The 21,947-nt window shown below is 51.5% G+C and carries 15 protein-coding genes and 1 other RNA gene; 11 read left to right on the top strand and 5 right to left on the bottom strand.

Annotated features, from left to right (window positions below; translation table 11 throughout):
• The first annotated feature begins 219 nt into the window (after positions 1–219).
• Positions 220–744, top strand: a complete 525-nt coding sequence (locus ACO0K9_RS27115) for a GNAT family N-acetyltransferase (protein WP_422990356.1) — start codon at positions 220–222, stop codon at positions 742–744.
• Between the two features lie 152 nt (positions 745–896).
• Entirely contained in the window at positions 897–1,541 is a 645-nt protein-coding gene (locus ACO0K9_RS27110; protein ID WP_422990354.1) for a GIN domain-containing protein, read from the top strand.
• Between the two features lie 17 nt (positions 1,542–1,558).
• Here the strand turns inward: ACO0K9_RS27110 and ACO0K9_RS27105 are convergent, their stop codons facing one another.
• Positions 1,559–2,368 (bottom strand): ferritin-like domain-containing protein, encoded by an 810-nt coding sequence (locus tag ACO0K9_RS27105; protein ID WP_422990352.1) that lies wholly within the window; start codon positions 2,366–2,368, stop codon positions 1,559–1,561.
• Positions 2,369–2,447: 79 nt separating this feature from the next.
• Between ACO0K9_RS27105 and ACO0K9_RS27100 the strand changes: the two genes are divergently transcribed.
• The 5 genes from ACO0K9_RS27100 to ACO0K9_RS27080 all read left to right on the top strand — a co-directional run bounded on the left by ACO0K9_RS27100 (position 2,448) and on the right by ACO0K9_RS27080 (position 7,847).
• The gene (locus ACO0K9_RS27100) at positions 2,448–2,972 is read left to right on the top strand and encodes a gamma carbonic anhydrase family protein (protein ID WP_422990351.1); all 525 of its coding nucleotides are present in this window, start codon (positions 2,448–2,450) and stop codon (positions 2,970–2,972) included.
• Positions 2,973–3,000: 28 nt separating this feature from the next.
• Positions 3,001–3,927, top strand: coding sequence for an Hsp33 family molecular chaperone HslO (hslO, locus tag ACO0K9_RS27095; RefSeq protein WP_422990349.1), 927 nt, complete (start codon positions 3,001–3,003; stop codon positions 3,925–3,927).
• 139 nt (positions 3,928–4,066) lie between these two features.
• Entirely contained in the window at positions 4,067–5,131 is a 1,065-nt protein-coding gene (locus ACO0K9_RS27090) for a MerR family transcriptional regulator (protein ID WP_422990347.1), read from the top strand.
• Positions 5,132–5,133: 2 nt separating this feature from the next.
• Positions 5,134–6,450 (top strand): MFS transporter, encoded by a 1,317-nt coding sequence (locus tag ACO0K9_RS27085; protein ID WP_422990345.1) that lies wholly within the window; start codon positions 5,134–5,136, stop codon positions 6,448–6,450.
• 341 nt (positions 6,451–6,791) lie between these two features.
• A complete protein-coding gene (locus ACO0K9_RS27080; RefSeq protein WP_422990343.1) occupies positions 6,792–7,847 on the top strand; it encodes a helix-turn-helix domain-containing protein in 1,056 nt (351 codons plus the stop codon).
• 25 nt (positions 7,848–7,872) lie between these two features.
• Here ACO0K9_RS27080 and ACO0K9_RS27075 read toward each other — a convergent pair whose 3' ends face one another.
• The 3 genes from ACO0K9_RS27075 to ffs all read right to left on the bottom strand — a co-directional run bounded on the left by ACO0K9_RS27075 (position 7,873) and on the right by ffs (position 10,497).
• The gene (locus ACO0K9_RS27075) at positions 7,873–8,745 is read right to left on the bottom strand and encodes a hypothetical protein (RefSeq protein WP_422990341.1); all 873 of its coding nucleotides are present in this window, start codon (positions 8,743–8,745) and stop codon (positions 7,873–7,875) included.
• Between the two features lie 28 nt (positions 8,746–8,773).
• Positions 8,774–9,820, bottom strand: coding sequence for a hypothetical protein (locus ACO0K9_RS27070; protein ID WP_422990339.1), 1,047 nt, complete (start codon positions 9,818–9,820; stop codon positions 8,774–8,776).
• Positions 9,821–10,398: 578 nt separating this feature from the next.
• An RNA gene (gene ffs / locus ACO0K9_RS27065) (signal recognition particle sRNA small type) lies at positions 10,399–10,497 on the bottom strand.
• 246 nt (positions 10,498–10,743) lie between these two features.
• Between ffs and ACO0K9_RS27060 the strand changes: the two genes are divergently transcribed.
• Positions 10,744–11,673: an ABC transporter ATP-binding protein gene (locus ACO0K9_RS27060; RefSeq protein ID WP_422990337.1), complete on the top strand. Its 930-nt coding sequence runs from the start codon at positions 10,744–10,746 to the stop codon at positions 11,671–11,673.
• A gap of 9 nt (positions 11,674–11,682) precedes the next feature.
• On the top strand, positions 11,683–15,279 hold the full coding sequence (locus ACO0K9_RS27055) for an ABC transporter permease/M1 family aminopeptidase (RefSeq protein ID WP_422990335.1): 3,597 nt from the start codon (positions 11,683–11,685) through the stop codon (positions 15,277–15,279).
• Positions 15,280–15,359: 80 nt separating this feature from the next.
• On the opposite strand, the gene ACO0K9_RS27050 is transcribed toward ACO0K9_RS27055, so the two are convergent.
• Positions 15,360–17,459, bottom strand: coding sequence for a TonB-dependent receptor (locus tag ACO0K9_RS27050; protein WP_422990333.1), 2,100 nt, complete (start codon positions 17,457–17,459; stop codon positions 15,360–15,362).
• Positions 17,460–17,797: 338 nt separating this feature from the next.
• Between ACO0K9_RS27050 and pepF the strand changes: the two genes are divergently transcribed.
• The gene (gene pepF / locus ACO0K9_RS27045; protein ID WP_422990331.1) at positions 17,798–19,660 is read left to right on the top strand and encodes an oligoendopeptidase F; all 1,863 of its coding nucleotides are present in this window, start codon (positions 17,798–17,800) and stop codon (positions 19,658–19,660) included.
• 108 nt (positions 19,661–19,768) lie between these two features.
• A complete protein-coding gene (locus ACO0K9_RS27040) occupies positions 19,769–21,823 on the top strand; it encodes a S46 family peptidase (RefSeq protein ID WP_422990329.1) in 2,055 nt (684 codons plus the stop codon).
• The last annotated feature ends 124 nt before the right edge of the window (positions 21,824–21,947 follow it).

Below are 21,947 nucleotides of genomic sequence, written 5' to 3'. Positions count from 1 at the left end.
GTCTTATCGGTCTCTGTTTTTGAGAAAACTGAGATTTCATGCGCCTTTCAGACCGATGACTACATTTCTGAAACAGCACCCAACGCTAACCAATTGAATTTATTCGACTTTTAACCGGACGCTAGTGGGATATTACTATTGGTTACGACAGGATCAGCAACAACTTTAAGCATCCATTACAATCAGCAACTTACCAACCATGAATGACAAATGACATCTATGAGTTCAGACTTGAGAATCAGCCTGGTCAAATCCGGTGATGCCGAAGCGGTGTTAGCCTTTGAGCAGGAAAATCGCGCCCACTTTGAACAATGGATAGCCGGTCGTGGCGACGCTTTCTATCATCTGGATGAAGTCAGCTCCAGCCTGCAACAAGCCTTGTATGCCGCCAGCACCAAGCGTGAATTTCATTTCCTGGCCTGGCTGGACAATGAAGTTGTGGGGCGCATCACCTTGCGCGGCATAGAGACCGAGCACTACCACAAGGCCATATTGGGCTATCGCTTCAGCCTGCGCCATGGTGGCAGGGGCTTTGCCACCGAAGCCGTGCAGGCAGTTGTCGACACTGCCTTCACCGATTTAAAGCTTAAACGCATCGAAGCCGTGGTCATAGAAGACAATCTGTCGTCACAGGCCATCATGCGCAAGTGTGGCTTTCATGAATATGGCCATTCACATTCATCGGTGTTCCGCAATGGCATATGGATGGACATGCTGCACTATGAACGCCTGAATCCGGCATAAGCCGCGTTTTTACGGCTCAGAACCCTGTTTTTGCAATTCATCGCAAAACAGCTGTCAGCGGGAATGAATCGGGTAATACTTCGTTATCAGTTGCTGCGACGTCATGCTGACGACAGCCACTTACCCGATTATCCCTGTTTTGGAGAGCAACCATGCGCCGCATTTTCTTGCAATCACTGTTACTGCCTGTCATCCTGCTTGGCACGTCTGCTTTTACATCTGCTTTTGCTGATGAACAAAACCGCACGCTTCCCGCTTTTAAATCCATCAAGAGCCGCAGTGCCTTCAACCTGCAGGTAGAAGTCGGCAAGACGCAGTCGATACAGATCAAGGGAAACGAGAAATTTCTTGCCAATGTGGTCACCGAAGTCTTTGGCGATGAACTGGTGATTTCTTACAAGGAAAAAAATTCCATCAAGGTATCAGACAATGCCCAGGTCATCATTTCCGTTCCCGAACTGGTCCGCTTTAAAATGGAAGGTGCGGGCAAAACCACACTGAACAATATTTCCGGCTCTCACTTCACTTTATTGTATGAAGGTGCCGGCATGCTGACCGCCACTGGCAAGGTGAAATCCTTTACTCTGAAAGCCCAGGGCGTGGGTCTGGTAGAAGCCAGGGACCTGATCGCAGAACAGGTCGATGCCAGCGTGGAAGGTGTGGGTGCCGTGACCGTCAACGCACGCGACAACCTGAATGCCTCGGTACAGGGCATAGGTACCCTGACTTATTATGGCCACCCGCGCAATGTCAGCAAATCAGTCGAGGGCATAGGCAGCGTACGTGCCGGAGATTAAAGTCCATTTAAAATCCATTATGAGCGGGACGCCATATCCTGCAAGGCGCGCAACTCATCGTCATCGAAGCCGGCAGCTTTTCTGGCTTCCAGATTGAATGGCCCGCGCAGGATGGGTGCTGTGTAGCGCACCGCCATTTCAGCATACGTACTGATGATATCCAGCCCCTGCTGCGCGCACAAAGTCTTGTACCAGTAATTACCGATGGCGACATGACCAATTTCATCGCGCAGGATGATGGCCAGGATGTCTGCCGCTGCCTGATCACCCGCCTGGGCCAGCTTGGCCATGACAGCAGGGGTCGCGTCCAGGCCGCGTGCTTCCAGCGTACGCGGCACCAGTGCCAGGCGCGCCAGTAAATCCTTGCTGGTTTTTCTCGCCATTTCCCACATGCTGTCATGCGCCGGAAAATCACCGTAGCAAAAGCCCTGCACACGCAAATGCGCTTCCAGCAATTGGAAATGATAAGCCTCTTCTTTGGCGACTTTCAGCCAGTCGAGATAGAACTGCCTGGGCATGGAAGGAAAGCGCCAGATAATGTCGGCAGCCAGATTGACCGCATTCAATTCTATATGCGCCAGCGCATGAATCAGGATGGCCCTGCCCTCAACCGTAGTCATCGCCCTGCGCCCGACCTTGCCAGGTGACACCAGTTCTGGCTTGTCCGGGCGACCGGGTACGCCTGGCGGCTCGTCCAGCACAGCATCCAGCGCAATCACAGGCTCGGACGATATGGCATGAATGGCAGCGCATTTGCGCAGGGGGTCAGGTTCCAGCAATGCAGCAAGTGCAGTAATTCTTAGTTCATTAATAAGTTTATTTATCATATAAAGCTGAAGTCAGGCAGGCAGGTACAGGGCAGTTTACAATACGGGATTGATCAATGTGCTATTTTACGGAATAACCATGCCTATTTACCAACTTGGCGAAATTGCCCCTGATATCGATGCCTCTGCCTATATTGCCGACAGCGCCAATATCATAGGCAAAGTAAAAATCGAAACCAATGCCAGCATCTGGTTTGACGTCACCATACGCGGTGACAATGAATTGATTACCGTTGGTGAAAACAGCAACGTCCAGGAAGCCTGCATCTTGCATACCGACCCCGGCTATCCACTGACGATAGGCAACTACGTCACCATCGGCCATCAGGCCATGCTGCATGGCTGCACCATTGGTGAAGGCTCGCTGGTGGGCATACAGGCGGTTATCCTGAATGGTGCCAAAATTGGCAAGAACAGTCTGGTGGGTGCCGGTGCCCTGGTCACGGAAGGCAAGGAATTCCCCGATAATTCGCTGATCATAGGCTCACCTGCCAAGGCCGTCAGAACCCTGACGGAAGCAGATATTGCCGGCCTGCGCCGCAATGCAGACACCTATGTCCAGCGCGGACAAGCATTTAAAACACAACTGAAACGCATCGCCTGACCCGGCCACAACCATAAAGCAAGAAGCAATGACTGACACCTTACAAAAATTCATGTTCGAACACGCCGGCGTACGTGGCGAAATGGTAGAACTGAACGATACCTGGCAACAAACTCTGGCACGCCATACCTATCCACGTGCGGTACAAACCATACTGGGCGAGTTGATGGCAGCATCTGCCCTGCTAACGGCCAATCTGAAATTCAACGGTACCATGATCATGCAGATTCACGGTGATGGTCCGGTCAAATTGCTGGTCGTCGAATGCGATGCCGAATTGAAAATGCGCGCCACCGCCAAACTCAGTGAGCATGCAGACATTGCCGACAACGCCACGCTGAGTGATCTGATCCACGCGCATGGCCAGGGCCGTTTCGTCATCACCCTGGATCCGAACGACAAAATGCCAGGCCAGCAGGCCTATCAGGGCATCGTACCGCTTGATGGCGACAGCATTGCCACCGTCATCGAAAACTATATGCAGCGTTCAGAGCAGCTAGATACCAAACTATGGCTGGCAGCCGATGCGCAAGTATCGCGCGGCATGCTGTTGCAAAAACTCCCCAAAACCGGCGGTGCCGAAGCCCAGGTTGAAGATGAAACCGAAGCATGGAACCATGCCGTCATGCTGGGTGACACCCTGAAGCAGGAAGAATTGCTGAGTACCGATATCGCCACACTCATGCACCGCCTGTTCTGGGAAGAAACCCTGCGTGTTTTCGATCCACTGTACCCACAGTTCCAGTGCAACTGCACCCGTGAAAAAGTCGGCAATATGCTGAAAATGCTGGGAGAAGACGAGGTGCGTACCGCTATCACGGAACTGGGCAAACTGGACATCAATTGCGATTTCTGTGGCAAACACTATGGCTTCGACCCTGTCGATTGCGCCCAGTTGTTTGTCGCCCCTACGGTCGCGGAGGGTACGCAAGCGCCTGCCGAAATCAAGCACTGACAGCAATACAGCACTGAAATCCAGTGCTTCACATCAACCTGACGCCTGCCTTGGTCGTCAGGTTTTTTTATTTTTCAGATAGCGCTTGACCCTGACCTAATGTAAGGCTTTATAGTCTTCACCATACAGGAGATCAAGCATGCAATTGAAAATCGGCGAACTGGCCAGCCGTACCGGCCTGACCATACGCACACTGCATCATTACGACAAGATAGGCTTGCTGAAGCCTTCGGCGCGGTCAGAAGCCGGGTATCGTCTGTACGAAAGTGCCGATATCAAAAGACTGCACCGGATTCAGGCCCTGCGCCGCCTGGATTTGTCGCTGGCAGAGGTGGCCGACGTCATCAATGGTGAAAATGCAGACCTGCAAAGCGTGATTGAACAACAGATATCCAGCCTGCAACAGCAAATCGCCCACAGCGTGGAATTGCACGACCGTTTGCAAGAGCTGGCCATATTATTGAAATCCAAACAGGAGCCCAATCTCGAATACTGGTTATCGACGCTGGAAATGATGAGCCTGATAGGCAAATATTTCAGTAGCGATGAAATCACCCACATGCGTGAGCTGGAACAGGAGCAGCACGGCAAGCTGGATGTCACCATGCGCCCCCTGATCGAAGCTGCCCGTGCATTGCTGGACAACAAGGTTCCACCCTCCGATGCGCGCGCCATGGCCATGTCCAGACAATGGATAGCCACCATGGGCAGGCTCATGCCTGATGCACGTTTGCTCAACAAATTCTCCCAGATGCACAGGAATGAACCTTCGCTGCAATCACTGAGCGGCGTGGATGACGAGATGATGGATTACATCACCCTGTCATCGATCGAGGTGCGATATGCAATTTATCGCAAATACCTGAGCGAAGAAGAGTTGCAATATTTCCGCGTTTCCTTCTTCAAGAATGCCAATGCCTGGACGCAGGTGTTTTCCGATTTGCGGCAAAAAATGGCACAGGGATTGCCACCAGAACATCCTGAAAGCCAGGCCATTCTGGTTCGATGGCGCGTGCTATTCATGGAAGCCTGGGGCCATCATTTGCCGACCATCATCAAAGTCAGGGCCATCCATGAAAAAGAACCGGAACTGGGCATGGGTGGCGGGCTCACTACGGCCTTGCTGCGCTATGCGCGTGAAGGCCTGGTTATCCTTGACCAAAACAATCATCAATCCAAAAATACAACTACGCGAAAAAAATAATCATGGAAGCGAAACAAGCTGCAACACAGCAAGACGAACGCAAAGCCATCTTCAGGGACAGCAATTTTCGCTGGCTGATCGGCGGTGGTGCGATGTCCATGCTGGGTGACCAGTTCACCCTCATCGCCCTGCCCTGGCTGGTGCTGAAGATGAGCAACGACACACTGATACTCGGCATCGTGCTGGCCCTGATCAGCGTCCCGCGCGCACTCTTCATCCTGATAGGCGGTGCACTGGTGGACCGTTATTCTCCCAAGACCGTCATGCTGCAGACCAAATACATCAATACTGCTTTGCTTGGCATATTGAGCCTGCTCCTGTTTATCGGGCGGCTGGAATTATGGATGGTGTATGGGCTGGCACTGGGTCTGGGTATTTCCACTGCTTTCAGTATTCCATCTGGCACATCCATGTTACCCAGAGTGGTGCCGGCAGCACAGTTACAATCTGCAAACGGTGTCATGCTGGGATTGCGTCAGCTCACCATGTTTATCGGCCCGGTATTGGCGGGCTTGCTGATTGCCTTGTTTGGTACAGCCAATCAAAGCATGGTCAGCGATGCGCATGGCCTGGCCGCAGCTTTCCTGTTTGACTGCTTTACCTATGCATTCTCGGCCTGGACACTGGGCAAGGTCACCATGAAAGCATCGCCGTCTGCCAGCCAGCATCCACAACAGGCAGGCAACGGGACCATGCAGTTATTCCAATCCGTCCTGACCGGCTTGCGTTACTGCTGGAATGAACAGCAGTTGCGCAGTTGCTTCATCTACTGGGCGGCGATTGCCTTCTTCATCATGGGGCCGATACAGATCGCCTTGCCCGTCATGGCCAGCCAGCTCAGCAATAGCGCCAGCACGCTGGGCTTGCTGGCCGGTGCACACGGTGCCGGTACGCTGCTGGGCATGGCACTGTCGGGCATCAGGCCGGGGCTGCGCTTCGGCAATCTGGGGCGCACCATCCTGCTGATCGATTTCATCGTCGGCTTGCTGTTCATCCCCATGGGCCTCATTCATGCCAGTTGGCAAGGTGCCTGCATCTTGCTGGCCGTGGGTACACTGGGTGGCTTCCTGCATGTGGCAGTATTTACCTGGATACAAAAGCAGGTGCCGCCACAGATGATAGGCCGCGCCATGAGCATGTTCATGTTTATCTTCATGGGCATAGGCCCGGTATCGGCAGCCTTCACCGGCTGGCTGATGCGCAGCGTTACCATCCCTCAACTATTCATGAGCAGCGGCATCTTGCTGCTAGTGATCGTCTTGCTGGCGCTGGTGCTCAGCCCCATGGCTGAAGTCAGTGACCGTCCGACATCGGCCTGATTACAGGCAAGAAAAACTGTCTATGAATTGTCTATGTATACCGGTCCACATAGCAACTGAAGGAGGAAAAGTGGACCTGTTTGGGCAGCAAATAAAGATTAGAATCTGAATTGGCAAGTCCGGTCTGCGGCACTCGCAGGGAGTCGATGCCATCGCGCCATTCGTTCCAGAATAGCCACAAAAGCGTATTGCAAAAATTAAACCAATAATGCATTATTAGCAATGTTGAAACCTTGAATTAGTCAATAAAAGACCTCACCAGACAGTGACAAGGAGCTTCATTGCAAACCCACTCCAGCCACCAAGCCCAAGCCCAAGCCATCCCTCAGGAATCTGACGCCATGAGCAGGTTCCTGCCCAGCGGCATTTTCGACACAGGAATGGCCGCCCCGGTTGACCGCTGGACAGCCTGGCAAGACAGCATCTCGGTGATGTTTGACGTTGGCCGTCCTCCCGGTGCCGAATCACAGCCTTTCTTTGCTTCAGTCAATGCCTACCACCTTGGTGCCATGGTATTTGGTGACACCCGCTATTCACCGCAAGCCTTCCAGCGCTCACGCAAAAAAATTGCCCAGGATGGGCTCGATCACTTTCTGATTCAGTTATACCTGGACGGCGGCTATACGGGTGAAACCAATGGCAACCACGAAATCTTCATGCGAGCAGGAGATATCTGCATCCTTGATCTGGGCCAGTCGCTGAGCACCCGCACGACCACTTCACGCACGCATACGCTGGTGATGCCGCGCGGTGCCATGGAAGCCGTGTTGCCCAACGCCAGCGCATTGCACGGTGCCGTGTTAAAGCGCGAGAAAGTATTGGGTAAACTGCTCGCTGATCACTTCACCTCGCTCCGCCAACATTTGCCTGAGGTCAGACAACCACAGGCGATGTCCGTTGCCGATGCCGTGACCGGTATGATAGCTGCCTGTTTCCGGCCCACCGCTGACGCGCTCTATGTTGCGCATGCTCAGATCGACACCAGCCTACGCAACCTGATCAAACATCACATCGACGAACACCTGAATGAGCAATCGCTCAACCCCGACACATTGGCGCTTGCCTTTCACTTGTCGCGAACCACACTGTATCGCTTGTTTGAACCCTTTGGCGGCATCTGTAACTATATCCAGAATCGCCGCCTGCAGCGTGCTTATACGACGCTGAAGCAGACATCCGGCAAGCCGCGCTGGATATACGAAATTGCCTTTGCCTGTGGCTTCAGGGATGAGGCACATTTCAGCCGCAGCTTTCGGCGTGCCTTCGGTATCTCTCCAAGCGATGTACGTGCTCAACAAAATGACTGCTACTCTGGCCGAACAGCTGCCCCCTGGAGTATACGCAAGGAAGAAGGTGACTATGCAGACTGGATTACCTGCCTGGTTACCCGCGACTGAGTACAGAAAGCATCAATACGACCTGTCACCCCTCCAAATCAGACATGGTTTCGATACGCCATTCCTGATGAAGAGGATTCACCCTCCCGCCCCTAGGTTCAAGAGTCAGGTTTTTGACTCTTTCATGGCTCGTACATACAAGGTCGTTGCGGACCTGCGCCAGGAAACCGCTCTGGAATACCCAGCGCTGGGTATCACTATGGCGATTCGGGGTGTTGATGCAAAGTCTCTGGTGCTGTCCTTGCTCAACATCCAGTGCAAACCCTGTCGCGTTATGCAACAGCATTCCCCTTTCAAAATCAGCCGTCCAGCGCTGTTTTTTGCTACCCGCGTCGGGAATTGCGGTGACCAGCGATCCCGGCGTGGCACCCATGCAAGTAAATACATGCCCAGAGTCAGGATTCTGGATGGCGAATACTTCCCTGGTCAGCTTACACGAAAAATGCTGATAAATTGGCGGATTGTTTTGCCCTTGAAACGCCTGAAAAGACAGACCATATCCACGTGTATCCAAGGTGAAGGCTTCGCCGCTGGCCTTCTTCATGACCAGGATGTTTTCTTCAGGATTAAAATGCAGATGGAGACGCACGGCCTGTCCCCTGTCTTGAGACATTTCAAATACAGGACCAGATCCAGTGCCTCGTGAATAAGGGCTGTGCTGCTCTGTCAGATACCAGCTATGTCCTTGAATCTGAGCCGCAAGGCAAACACCGAGGCGAGGATTATGATTGTCGACAGCAACAATCTCCAGAGGAATCCTGAATTGCGCAGGCACATCAAAAAAAGCAACCCCCTCGCGGGCTGGATTGCCCTGCAACCGATACGCAAACGCTGAAAATAAGTTCTTTGAAAAAACCCTGATATCGACGTAAATACGTGGTCCTGCTTCCAATGCCATTACATTATCCATCTCTTTTACCCCTATTTCAATCAAGTAAGCGACGATAGTCTTCGTGCATCAGCTTGCGCTCAATAAGGGTGAAGCTGCGTCCTACAGGGACGTCAGGGAACAGGGTATTGAAGGTTTCAGTGGGCATGACTTGTCTGAATTTTTGAAGTAATTCGGAGAACTTACCATTTAGCTCCGCCGCATAGGTATCGTGGTAATTTGTATGGTTAGTCAAAATAATGTCGTTGTCCAGGGTCAGTTTTTCTTTGCTGAACGCCCTGTCGAACCTGATTATCTCGGTAACCGCTGACGGAGATGCTATTTGCAAGTCTTGCGGTAATCTATCGAGGATGACCTGCACCTGGTGCTGACGTATCGCGCCTTCCGAATGGTCTGCGAGACCAATGCGCGTCTGATGATTCATGACATCGCGCGCCAGTTGCTCTGAGCGCTTCAGGCGATCCATCGCTTCATTCGACTCACCCAGCAAGGCCTTGATCACCAGCGCAGTTGCCAGAATGGTGGCAGCGTACTCTGTCGCACCGCCATAAAATCCGTAAGCCCAGTAACTGGCCGAGAAGCTTGGTGGCCAGTTGACGGGTGTGTAATTGAAAGCCCCAAGTCGGGAAGCCCATAAAATCCGGTTACAGGCTTGATGACAGACACCATGCACGCCATAGATAATACCAGCCCAGGATTGCGGACTATAGCCGCGCAATGGTGCGGAAAGGCCCGCCCAGTAGGTATCCCAATCCGCCACCTTCCAGTCATATCCCGGGAGAAGATTAAATTGCGCCATTCCCAGTGCGACCGACAAGTTGGCAGGAAGATCCTGCCCCTGACGTTGCGAACCAATGATCCAGGGCGACCATAATTCTGCACGGTATGCAACGCCCCTGTGGCCACGTTCTTCTTCCCTGAGCGCAAATGAACCAAAGCAAGGCATCGCATACGTATTACCATTTTTTTCGGCAATAGCAAACGTATGTTGCGCAATGCCAGGACCAATAAAATCGTAGTAACCCGCTTTGATGGTACAGTCAAAGAAATTTCCCTGTGGAGTACTTTCTGGCTTGTTCGACATGGTAAAGCTCCCTCTGTTCGAGTTAAATGCCGGTCTGGTTTCGTACTTGTAATCCCACGTTCCGAAACATCCCTGTACCTTTGTGCGATCGCCCTGTTGATGTGTCACCGGAAGGACCTTGCACAATCCTTGATGGTTTGCCTGCCATCCCCTGGCTTCCTTGCCAGTGTGATGGGCAAATTAAATGCAGACGCGCCGATTCGAGGATATATCAGGAATAACCCGGTCGATTTGACCCCATGTCCCCATTTCTTGGACCTGCGTCCCATTATGCTTTGCGTGTTTTTGCGCCACTACAGCAGGCCGGTTTCATGCATTTTCAGGACACACTTCATCCGTAGAGGTGCAACAACGAATACGTAGGAACAAGATAGCAGTCGGGGGATTGACTTGTGTTCCCTGGGCGCAAAAGGCAAGAGCGGAAAGTCAGTAAATAGCTGCTTGTTCAGAGTCTTAAGTTTCAAATGATCTGAATGCAAGAAAAGTACGTGTCAAGACACAAGCTGCATAGAGCTGATGTGTAAGCGTGAGGGAGAAGAAGACCGAACTGCCTTGGCAGAAAGAGGGAATAAATCAGAGTTGGCGAGCCTGGTCTGCGGCACTTGCGGGAAATGACTGTGGCTGCTTCGTTCCCGACCTGACCAGATTGGCCATGCCGCAATGCGCAGGGGCCCGCCAGCGCACATTATAACTGAACGACAGCAAACTTGCAGCAATTCAGTAGAAACTGGCTTCAGGTCAGACGGACAGTTCCTGTTTCAAACTGATATTTCCGTATTTCATTCCTCCCACGCGCTATTTCGTCACATGCCTGCACAAGCCTGTTTATACTTAATAACATGATATCGACCCCGCACATCTGTCAGGGGCCTGGCACTTCACAAGAAACTATACACAAGAACCTACAGAAGAAAGATAAGGCTATGGAACTTTGCATACAGCACCTGTCAAAAAAATACGCCAATGGCGTACAAGCCCTGAACGATATCAACTTGACCATACCTGCCGGCATGTTTGGCTTGCTAGGGCCAAATGGTGCTGGCAAATCCACGCTGATGCGTACCCTGGCGACCTTGCAGGATGCTGATTCCGGCACTGCCACGCTGGACAAGCTCGATATTCGTGAAAACAAAGACCAGATCCGGCGGGTGCTCGGTTATTTGCCGCAGGATTTTGGCCTTTACCCCAAGGTCAGCGCTTATGACTTGCTCGATCATTTTGCCTTGCTCAAGGGCCTGGACAATCGCAAGCAGCGCAAGGAAGTGGTGGAAGCCCTGCTGCACCAGACCAATCTGTACAAGGACAGGAACAAGCATCTGGGTACTTATTCGGGCGGCATGCGCCAGCGCTTTGGCATTGCACAGGCATTGCTGGGCGACCCCAGGCTGATCATCGTCGATGAACCCACAGCCGGGCTGGACCCGGAAGAGCGCGTGCGCTTTCACAATCTGCTGTCCGATATCGGCAGCGAAAAAATCGTCATCCTGTCCACTCACATCGTTGAAGATGTATCCGATTTATGCAATCACATGGCAGTCATCAACCAGGGTACTGTCGTACTAACCGGACAACCCCTGCCATTGATAGAACAGATACAGGGAAAAATCTGGAAACGGTTTATAGAAAAAGCTGAACTGGCAAACTACAAGCAGCAATACCAGGTCATTTCCAGCCGCCTGACGTCGGGCCGCACGCTGATACATGTGTATGCCGATTCACAGCCAGACCCTGGCTATGCCCCGGTTTCTGCCGATCTGGAAGATGTGTATTTTGCGGCGATGGCAGGGCTGTTCTCTGCCCAGCCAGCAGCCAGCATGCCATCCGCAGATTTGACAACTGCGCCGGCAGTCTGAGGAGCATCCATGTTCACGATACTCTTGTTTGAACTGCGTCAAAAATATCGCAGCCTGTCCAGCTATGTGTATTTCCTGATCTTCTTCATCCTGGCGATTTGGTGGATGGCAGCCGCTGGTGGTGTCTTCGCTTCAGCCTCGGTCGATTTTGGTGGCAAAGTGTTTATCAATGCACCGATCCCGATTTTCCAGAGCATTACCCTTCTTGGCTACTTTGGCACGAGCACGGTAGCCGCCATCATGGGTCAGGCAACACATAAGGATGTAGAACACCATACCTGGCATTTCTTTTACAGTGCGCCAATTTCCAAGTTCCAGTACCTGAGCGGGCGTTTTCTGGGGGCTTTGCTGAGCCTGTTGATCATCTTCTCTGGCCTGGGCCTGGGTGCCTGGCTGGGATGTTATTTGCCAGGCATAGAAGCGGTGCGACTGGGGGCCATGCATCCGGCGGCGTATTTCCTGCCCTATGCCTATTCGGTCTTACCCAATTTCATGATCTTCGGGGCGATTTTCTTTACCCTCGCCACACTCGGCAAACGCATGATGCCGGTCTATGTATCCAGCGTGGTGCTGATCATCGGTTATATGATTTCGCGTTCTTTCATGCGCGATATCGACAACAAAACCCTGGCTGCCCTGCTCGATCCTTTCGGCGCTGCCGCTGTCGGCAAACTGACGGAATACTGGAGCATCGCCGACAAAAACAGCCGCCAGGTCAGTCTTGAAGGCCTGTTTCTTATCAATCGTCTGATATGGGGAAGCGTAGGCTTGATCTGTATGGCTTTCTGCTACTGGCGTTTTGACTTCAAGGCCATTTCTACTGCAGGAAAACAAAAAAAAGAGAAGGCAAATAGCCAGGCAGTGCAGACAACGCAGACAACTAATCCAGCGATTGTCGGTATACCAAAAGTCATACCGGTCTTTTCGTCCTCAAGGACCTGGAAGCTGCTGCTGGCAGAAAGCTGGTTGAATTTACGCGAATCGGTGAAAAATGTGTATTTCATCGTCGTGCTGCTGTCCGGTGTTTTATTCATGTTTGCCGTATCCAGTTCGGTGACCAAGATGTTTGGTACCTCGACTTATCCGGTGACGTATGCGGTACTGGAATTTCTGGGTGGTACTTTCGGTTTGTTCATGCTCACCATCACCACCTTTTACGCAGGTGAACTGGTCTGGCGTGAAAGAGATGCACGCATCGCCCAATTGCTGGATGCATTGCCAGTACCTGGCTGGCTGCCATTTACCGCCAAACTGCTTGCGCTGGTCCTCATGCAGGGCATCATGCTGCTTGTATTGATGCTGTGTGGGATGCTGATCCAAGCCATCAAAGGCTATACCAATTATGAAATTGGCCTGTATCTGCATCAACTTTTTCTGGTGCAATGGCCAGAATATGCGCTGATTGCAGTGCTGGCAATGTCACTGCAAGCCATCATCAACCACAAGTACCTGGCTTACTTTTTGATGATCGTGTACTACATTGCTCTTATCGCCCTGCCTGCACTGGGTATAGAGCATCCCATGTTGCGCTATGCGACGATCCCGTCCACCGTGTATTCGGACATGAATGGCTATGGCCATTCATTAGCGCTGTCACGCTGGTACCTGTTGTACTGGAGCAGTGCCGGCCTGATCCTGATTGCATGGTCCCTGCTGATGTGGGTACGTGGTACGACCACTGCCTTCAGTCATCGTCTGCGTATGGCCAGCTTATCCGTCAATACCGGCAATACCAGCCTGATGCTGGGCGGCACTGTGCTGTTCATGTTCGCTGGCGCAGTGATCTTTTACTTTAGCAACATCCTCACGCCTTACAAAAACCAGTATGAAAAACAGGCTGAAAATGCCAGCTATGAAAAGAACTACAAGCAATATGCCACACAACCACAGCCACGCATCACCGATGTCAGATTGAACGTCGATATCTATCCCGAAACCCGCACGGCGCAAATCAAGGGTGACTATCAGTTGATCAATCGCAGCAATACTGCCATCCAGGAAATTTTCATCATGGAGTCGGACGATGCACACATCATCCAGATGAAGCTGGATGCCGCGCATGCGCCGCGCATACAAGATAAAAAGATGGGCTTTTACAGCTATCAGTTGCGCCAGGCCTTGCAACCGGGAGAAAAGCTGAAACTGCATTTCGAACTTGAATTCGCGCCCAAGAACTTCCTGGGCATGAGTTCTGGCCGTACCGTCATGTACAACGGCAGCTTTTTCAACAGCACCCTGATGCCACATATAGGTTACCAGCCCGGCCTGGAACTCAGCGACGACAAAGCCAGGCGCAAGCATGGCCTGCCAGAAAAAGAAAGGATGGCAGAAAGGGATGACCCAAAAGCATTAAGCAATAGCTATATCGCCAATGACGCCGACTGGATCAATTTTGATGTTGTGGTGTCCACCAGTGCCGACCAGATGGCAATTGCACCGGGCAGCCTGAAACGGGAATGGCAAGAAAATGGACGACGCTATTATCACTATGCACCAGAACAGGCCATCCTGAATTTTTACGCCTTCCTGTCTGGTCGCTATGAAGTCAAACGGGCGCAATGGAAAGACATCCCCATCGAAATCGACTATCACAAAGGGCATGCCTACAATCTTGATCGCATGATAAAGAGCGTGCAGAATTCGCTCGATTACTATACGGCCAATTTTGGCCCTTACCAGCACAAGCTGGTCAGGATAGTCGAGTTCCCGCGCTATGCCACGTTTGCGCAGGCCTTCCCGAACACCATTCCGTATTCGGAAAGCATAGGCTTCATCGCCCATGTGGATGATAAAAATCCGTTGGACGTGGATTACCCTTTCTATGTGACTGCCCACGAAGTGGCCCATCAATGGTGGGCACATCAGGTCATTTCCGGCAATAGCAAAGGGGGTACCGTGCTGGTGGAAACCCTGGCGCAATACTCTGCACTCATGGTGATGAAGCATACCTATGGTGATGCTGCCATGCGCCGCTTCCTGAAATTTGAACTGGATCGTTATCTGCAAGGACGCAGCCAGGAAAGGAAGAAAGAATTGCCACTGGCATTCAATGAAAATCAGAATTACATCCACTATGCCAAAGGCAGCCTGGCCATGTATCTGTTGCAAGACCAGATCGGTGAAGACAAGGTCAACCAGGCATTGCGTGCAGTCATTGCGCAGTATGCCAACAAGGGTGCACCTTACCCCAGCAGTGCAGCACTGGTGGATGCCTTGCGCAAAATTGCACCGGCTGACAAACAGAGTCTCATCACCGATTTGTTTGAGTCCATCATCCTGTTTGAAAACCGTGCCATGACTGCCACTGCCAAGCCCCTGCCAGATGGACTATACGAAGTGGCCTTGCATGTCACCAGTAATAAATTGAAAGCCGATGAGTTGGGGCTTGAAAAAGAAGTCCCTCTGCAAGACTGGATGGACATAGGCGTCGACGACAAGGATGGCAAACCCTTGCTGCGTGAACGCAAACTGATCAATCAAAAAAGCATGGATTTTAAATTGATCGTCAAAGGCATACCAGTCAAGGCGGGTATAGACCCTGACAATAAGTACATAGACAGAAAGCCCAGCGACAACATGGTCAAGATTGACCTGGTTTCGAAATAAAGGCTGACCACATCAGGCAAAAAAAGGCGAACAAAGTTCGCCTTTTTTACTTTACGACAGAAAGGCAATAACTCACCCGATCAGAATTTCGCATTCAGGCTGACACGCAATGCACGTGGTGAACCTGGCGTAATATTATTGTTGCTGTTGGCGAAGGCATAGTATTTTTTATCCAGCAGATTTTCTATGTTGGCCTGCACATTGATGGATTTACTCAAGTTGTAATACAGGGCCGCATCGACGCGGCTAAAGCCGGGTACGGTAACGGTATTGTCTGTCGCAGAAAAAACCTCACTGCGGTAAACGATGCCCAGACCCGCACCCCAGACAGGATCAAAATTATAGCGGTTCCACAAGGAAGCGCTATGTGTCGGTACCTGTGCCAATGTGGCCCCCGCCAATACTGTACTTGACTGCGTTTTGGTCAGTTTCGCATCCTGATAGGCATAGCCGCCCATGATGCTCCAGTCTGCATTAATGCGGCCATTGAAGCCCAGTTCCAGACCCTTGCTGCGCTGACCATCAACCAGGATCAGTTTGCTGGCATCTGCCGGATCAGTAATCGCTACGTTGCTGCGATCCAATTGATATATTGCGGCACTGGCAGACAAATCTGAACCTATGTCCCATTTCACTCCCACTTCCAGATTCTTGAATTTCTCTGGGTCGAACGACTTGTTGCTTACGGTCAGTGATGACAACTGATCACCTGCGCGTGGCACAAAAGCCAGGCTATAGCTGGCATAGACAGATACTTCCTTCATCGGCTTAAATACCAGCCCTACCCGTGGTGATACTGGTGTATCCGTGGTTTTCAAATTTCCAGCAGTACGCCTGTCGGTAAAATCCACGTCAAAACTGTCACGGCGTATACCTGCAAGCAATTGCCATTGCGGTGAAAATTCTATCTGGTCTTGCAGATAGATCGATTTGGTTGTCACCGTGCCAGTGTTATTTGCATCGCTGGCTGCCTGTTTGAAAGTCACTGGCGTATTGGCTACTGGATTTGTCAATGCTACGTTGATCGATGTTGTCGTCGGACTGATAGACAGGAAGTAAGCTGTATTGCGGAAATTATCTGTATCCTGCTTACCAAACTCAAGCCCACCAACCAGCTTGTGACGTATGCTGCCTGTATCCAGATTGAATATCAAATCAGTTTGGTTGAAGAAATTTTTGCGCTGGGTTGCATTGTTATAACCGGACAAGGCCACAGAGGTTCCTGCTGTGTTGACCGCGCCAGGTACGATGTTCTGGTAAAACTTGTCATACTCGGCATAGCGGGTGCGATTGCGCACACTCCATCCCTGGCCAAAATCATGGTCTATGGAAGCAGACAAGGCGTCCACCTTGGCCCAGGTGGTATTGATGTCCGTATTGCCAAAGAAGGTAGATGGATCGGTATTTAAAGGCAATCCCTGGAAAGATGGGATACCGCGATCGGCTGTTCTTTCGTCTTTAAAATGTTCATAGGCAACGGCAACCATGGTGTCGCTGCCCGCACGCCAGGACAAAGTCTGGTTGACGCCAGAACGCTTGAGCGTAAAACCCTGACGATAGCTGCCTGAATCTTCTACCACCGCATTCACGCGCATGGCCACCGTATCTGTCAGCGCCTGTCCCAGGTCCACGGTCACACGACGCTGGCTCCACGAACCCAGCGTCAAACTGGCTTCACGCACAGGACGCCATTCAGCCTGCTTGGTGACGCGATTGATCACACCGCCAGAACCGCCACGGCCAAAAATCATGGCATTGGAGCCTTTTAGCGCTTCCACACTGTCGATGTTGTAAAAATCACGGTAATACTGGACATCATCACGTATGCCATCTACATAAAAATCACCGGTAGAGCTATTGCCGCGAAACACCGCCGTATCACGATTCCCCTCCCCTTGCGCCGCAACGATACCGGGCACATAACGGATCACATCACTCAGGCTTTGCATGCTCTGATCACGAATCAAATCCTTGCTGACGACCGTGACGGCCTGCGGGGTATCACGCAACAAGGTATCGGTCTTGGTCGCGCTACTGGTACTTTTGATGTTGTAGGTTTTTTCTGCAGTGCTGGTAACCTTCACTTCTGGCAAAGCGGATTCGGTAACCGTGTTTTGGGCAAAGACTGGTAAAACCACGCTGCTTAACAATGCAGCGATAGGTGTGAGGCGGGCTATCATGAAGATCCTTGAATATCAGTTAAACAATCCTGGCTGGCTGATAGACAAGGCTACGTGGCTGGCGAAACGGGAACATTGGCATTATAAATGAGAATAGCTATTATTTGCATTGACAACCATCAATCATTATCATTTATCAGCCACTTACCGGCCATTTCTTCAGGAAATTTATTTTCAATTTGTCTTCTCAAAGAAGAACTTTCAGACCAGAATACTGCCCAATGCTAAGAATCATTTGTTTAGGCCATGAAAGAGCAGCCTTAAGCATAGATACAATAAATCCATAAGCTCTTCCGCATTTTGTTATCCATTCCTCAATCAAAACTGGACGCTACGCCATGCATAAACATCTTGTCCGCAACCTGTTCGCGGTTGCCCTGAGCTTACCTGCCTTCGCTTTTGCTGCCCACCCAAATGAAACTGAAGCTGATCGCTGGAATTTGAATGATATGTACCAGACCAAGGCCGACTGGGACAAGGATGCCGTGAACCTGGAAGTGCAATTAAAACAATTGCAGACTTGCAGCGGGCATCTGGGTGATAGCGTGGCACGTTTCAAGACTTGCATGGATTTGAATTCAGATATGCTGAAACGCCTTGCCCGTCTGTCCAGTTATGCGATTCAATACCGCGACCAGGATACCGGCAACAATGCCGGCATGGACCTGGGGCAGCGCTCGGACATCCTGGGCAGCAAGGTCGAAGAAGCCAGCGCCTTTATCCGGCCGGAAATTCTGGTCCTGGGGGATAAAAAGATCCAGGCTTTCCTGGCCAGGGACAAGGGCTTGCGTATCTATGCCCACCAACTGGATGACATCTTGCGTTCAGGCAAGCATACCCTGGATAAAAAAGGTGAAGAGATCATCGCCACCTTTGGCATGGCAACCAATACCGCCAGCGCTGTCTACACCACCTTATCCAATGCAGAAATGCCCTGGCCCAAGGTCAAACTGTCAACCGGCGAAGAGGTGCGCATCGACCAGGCCGCCTATACCAAATACCGTGCAGCCCCCAATCGTGCTGACCGTCAACTGGTATTCGATGCATTCTGGGGCAAATGGAAAGAATTTGAACGCAGCTATGGCGTCACTTTTTATGAACAGTTAAAACGCGATTCCGTCTATGCCAAGATCCGCAATTATCCAGATTCGCTGACACAGGCGCTGGACAACAACAAATTGCCAAGAGAAGTCTATGACACGCTGGTAGAACAAACCCGCGCCAACCTGCCTACCCTGCATCGTTATTTCAAATTGCGTGCAACACTGCTGGGCGTGAAGGATCTGCGCTATTTCGACATTTACCCTCCCTTGGTATCAGGTGACTTCAAATACCCGATTGCTGAAGGCGTCAAACTGATGCTGGAATCTGTCAAGCCTTTGGGTGACGACTATGCCAGGGCCATGGCAAAGGCCACCACAGAACGCTGGATGGATGTCTATCCACGTCCACGCAAGCGCTCTGGTGCCTACATGAATGGCGCAGCCTATGATGTCCACCCTTACCTGCTGCTCAATTACAATGATGATTATGAGTCAGTATCAACACTGGGCCATGAATGGGGACATGCAATGCATTCCTACCTGACCAACAAACACCAGCCCTTCATCAGCGCCGACTACCCTACTTTCACGGCAGAAATCGCGTCCACCACGAACGAAGTCTTTTTGCTTGACCACATGCTGAAAATCGCCAAGAGCGATGACGAACGTTTGCTGTATCTGGGATCAGCACTGGAAAACCTGCGCGGCACTTTCTTCCGGCAAGCCATGTTTGCCGACTTTGAACGTGAAGTGCATGCCAAGGTAGACAAAGGTGAATCGCTGACTGGCGAAGCACTGAGCAAAATCTACGGTGATATCCTGAAAAACTATCACGGCGACAAAGAAGGCGTGATGAAAATTGACGATACCTATGCCATTGAATGGGCGTATATCCCGCATTTCTACAATCGCTTCTATGTGTTCCAGTATGCAACGTCGATTGCTGCCGGTTCCATGTTTGCAGATGAAATCCTGAAAGGCCGTGCCGGTGCCCGTGACAACTACCTGAATATCCTGAAAGCAGGCGGTTCTGCCTATCCGTATGAACTGGTCAAGAAAGCTGGTGTCGACCTGGCTTCCCCTGCCCCTTACCAGGCCGTATTTGCGCGCATGAATAAAATCATGGATCAGATCGAAGCCATCAAAGCGAAACATTAAACGCTCTTCATTCTTCAGCACATCCATCATCATGGTGGATGCTGCCATCAACCATGGCTGCTCCCTGCCAGGGAGTAGCATCATGTCTCAGTAAAAATGGAATACATCATGCAAAAGAAATTCCTGTTGATTGCCTTGTCCTTACCTGGCCTGGCTTTGGCAGCAGAGGGAATGTGGACGCTGGACAATCTGCCCATGCACAAGCTGCAGGCTGAATATGGTTTCAAACCAGGGCCGGAATGGATAAAAAATATCATGCTGAGCTCGGTCAAGCTACCCGGCTGCTCTGGCTCTTTCGTCTCCAAAGATGGTCTGGTGATGACCAATCACCACTGCGCATCCAACTGCATAGAACAATTATCAAGCGCCAGGAAAAACTACGTCAGCAACGGTTTCCTGGCAAGAAAACACGACGAAGAACAGGTTTGTCCCGCCATGGAACTGAACCGGCTGGAAGAAATCACCGATGTCACTGAGGATGTCCGCAAGGCGACTGCCGGCCTTGAAGGTGCGGCCTTCAAACAGGCACAAAACGCCATCGATGCCAAACTGAGCGCTGCCTGTGTGGGTGACGACAAGGAAAAAACCCGTTGTGACGTGGTCGATCTTTACCATGGTGGCCGTTACCATCTGTACAAATACCATCGCTATGCCGATACCCGTCTGGTATGGGCACCTGAAAAAGCCATCGCCTTCTTTGGCGGCGACCCGGACAATTTCAATTTCCCGCGTTATGACCTGGATATCACCATGCTGCGCGTGTATGAAAATGGCAAACCGGCAGAAATCAAACACCATTTTCCGTTCAGCAAATATGGCCCGCAAGAAGGTGAGATGAGCTTTGTCACCGGTCACCCCGGTTCTACCCAGCGTCAACTGACGATGGCACAACTGATCAGCCTGCGCGATATCGGCCTGGTCGACACCCTGCAACATACGGCTGAATTGCGAGGCGTCATCACCCAATACCGCAAAACCAGCCCGGAAGCTGCACGTACAGCCGACCAGGCACTGTTTGGCATAGAGAACCGTTACAAGGCTGGCATAGGCAGGTTGAAAACCTTGCTTGATCCGGAATTCATGGCAGGCCAGCAGGCAGAAGAAACTGCGCTGCGTCGGTTTGTCGATTCCAGTCCGGAACTGAAAGAAAAAATCAGCGGTGCCTGGGATGCCATCGCCAAGGCACAGGACAGCTATCGCCAGCTCTTCAGGGTCACCAACATGACTGAAGGTGCAGAAGCCTTCAACAGCAATTATTTCAATCTGGCACGTATGCTGGTACGCGCTGCCGATGAAAGAAACAAGCCAGATGCCGAACGCCTGCCGGAATTCATCGATACCCGCCTGCCTGCCATGCAGAAAAACCTGTTTTCCGGGGCACCCATCTATCCCGAATTTGAAAAACTCAAACTCACGCATTCCCTGACCAAAATGCGTGAAGACCTGGGTGTGGATCATGCATTCGTCAAACAGGTGCTGGGTAAATTATCGCCAGAACAATTGACGGACAAACTGGTCGACCACACCCGGATGGCCGACCTTGAATACCGCAAAAGCTTGTGGAATGGCGGCAAGGAAGCGATAGCCCTGTCAGATGACCCTTTCATCAAACTGGCACTGGCTGTTGAGGCAGAATCACGCACTTATCGCAAGCGCATGGAACAGGAAGTGCAAGCCATCGTACAAAAAAATTCCGAATTAATCGCCCAGGCGCGTTTTGCACTATCCGGCACCAGTGTCTACCCAGATGCCACAGGCACCTTACGCCTGTCTTATGGCGAAGTCAAAGGCTGGGATCAGGGTGAACACCAAATCCGCCCCTTCACCAATTTTGCGGGTGCATTCGAACGCGACACGGGTGCTTATCCATTCGCCCTGCCCGCCTCCTGGCATGCCGCAAAGGGCAAGCTGAACTTGCAGCAATCCTATAACTTTGTGACCACGAATGACATCATCGGTGGCAATTCAGGCAGCCCCCTGATCAACCGTCATGGTGAAATCATCGGCCTTGTCTTCGATGGCAATATCCATTCCCTGGGCGGTGCCTTCGGTTACGATGGCCGCAGCAACCGTACCGTTGCCGTACACAGCGAAGGCATACTGGAAGCCATGGACAAAATCTATAATGCCAAGGAATTGCTGAAAGAACTGACAGGCAAATAAACAATGGCAGATCCAGGGCTCGCCTAAAAGACAGGTCAACACGCCCTGGCCAAAAACCTCGTTACAGCATGCTGTAGCGAGGTTTTTTCATGCCTGGCCCACCGTGCCCATACTTCAATACTAT

This window comes from Undibacterium sp. Ji50W (assembly GCF_049340445.1).
In the GTDB taxonomy this organism is placed as follows: Bacteria; Pseudomonadota; Gammaproteobacteria; order Burkholderiales; family Burkholderiaceae_D; genus Undibacterium.
This window is presented reverse-complemented; position numbering and strand designations above follow the sequence as displayed.

Excerpts from the sequence above, each read along its gene's own strand:
- hslO (WP_422990349.1), top strand. The coding sequence starts at position 3,001 with ATGACTGACACCTTACAAAAATTCATGTTCGAACACGCCGGCGTACGT.
- pepF (WP_422990331.1), top strand. The coding sequence starts at position 17,798 with ATGCATAAACATCTTGTCCGCAACCTGTTCGCGGTTGCCCTGAGCTTA.
- ACO0K9_RS27115 (WP_422990356.1), top strand. The coding sequence starts at position 220 with ATGAGTTCAGACTTGAGAATCAGCCTGGTCAAATCCGGTGATGCCGAA.
- ACO0K9_RS27105 (WP_422990352.1), bottom strand. The coding sequence starts at position 2,368 with ATGATAAATAAACTTATTAATGAACTAAGAATTACTGCACTTGCTGCA.
- ACO0K9_RS27070 (WP_422990339.1), bottom strand. The coding sequence starts at position 9,820 with ATGTCGAACAAGCCAGAAAGTACTCCACAGGGAAATTTCTTTGACTGT.
- ACO0K9_RS27100 (WP_422990351.1), top strand. The coding sequence starts at position 2,448 with ATGCCTATTTACCAACTTGGCGAAATTGCCCCTGATATCGATGCCTCT.
- ACO0K9_RS27075 (WP_422990341.1), bottom strand. The coding sequence starts at position 8,745 with ATGGCATTGGAAGCAGGACCACGTATTTACGTCGATATCAGGGTTTTT.
- ACO0K9_RS27060 (WP_422990337.1), top strand. The coding sequence starts at position 10,744 with ATGGAACTTTGCATACAGCACCTGTCAAAAAAATACGCCAATGGCGTA.
- ACO0K9_RS27110 (WP_422990354.1), top strand. The coding sequence starts at position 897 with ATGCGCCGCATTTTCTTGCAATCACTGTTACTGCCTGTCATCCTGCTT.
- ACO0K9_RS27050 (WP_422990333.1), bottom strand. The coding sequence starts at position 17,459 with ATGATAGCCCGCCTCACACCTATCGCTGCATTGTTAAGCAGCGTGGTT.
- ACO0K9_RS27055 (WP_422990335.1), top strand. The coding sequence starts at position 11,683 with ATGTTCACGATACTCTTGTTTGAACTGCGTCAAAAATATCGCAGCCTG.
- ACO0K9_RS27085 (WP_422990345.1), top strand. The coding sequence starts at position 5,134 with ATGGAAGCGAAACAAGCTGCAACACAGCAAGACGAACGCAAAGCCATC.
- ACO0K9_RS27040 (WP_422990329.1), top strand. The coding sequence starts at position 19,769 with ATGCAAAAGAAATTCCTGTTGATTGCCTTGTCCTTACCTGGCCTGGCT.
- ACO0K9_RS27090 (WP_422990347.1), top strand. The coding sequence starts at position 4,067 with ATGCAATTGAAAATCGGCGAACTGGCCAGCCGTACCGGCCTGACCATA.
- ACO0K9_RS27080 (WP_422990343.1), top strand. The coding sequence starts at position 6,792 with ATGAGCAGGTTCCTGCCCAGCGGCATTTTCGACACAGGAATGGCCGCC.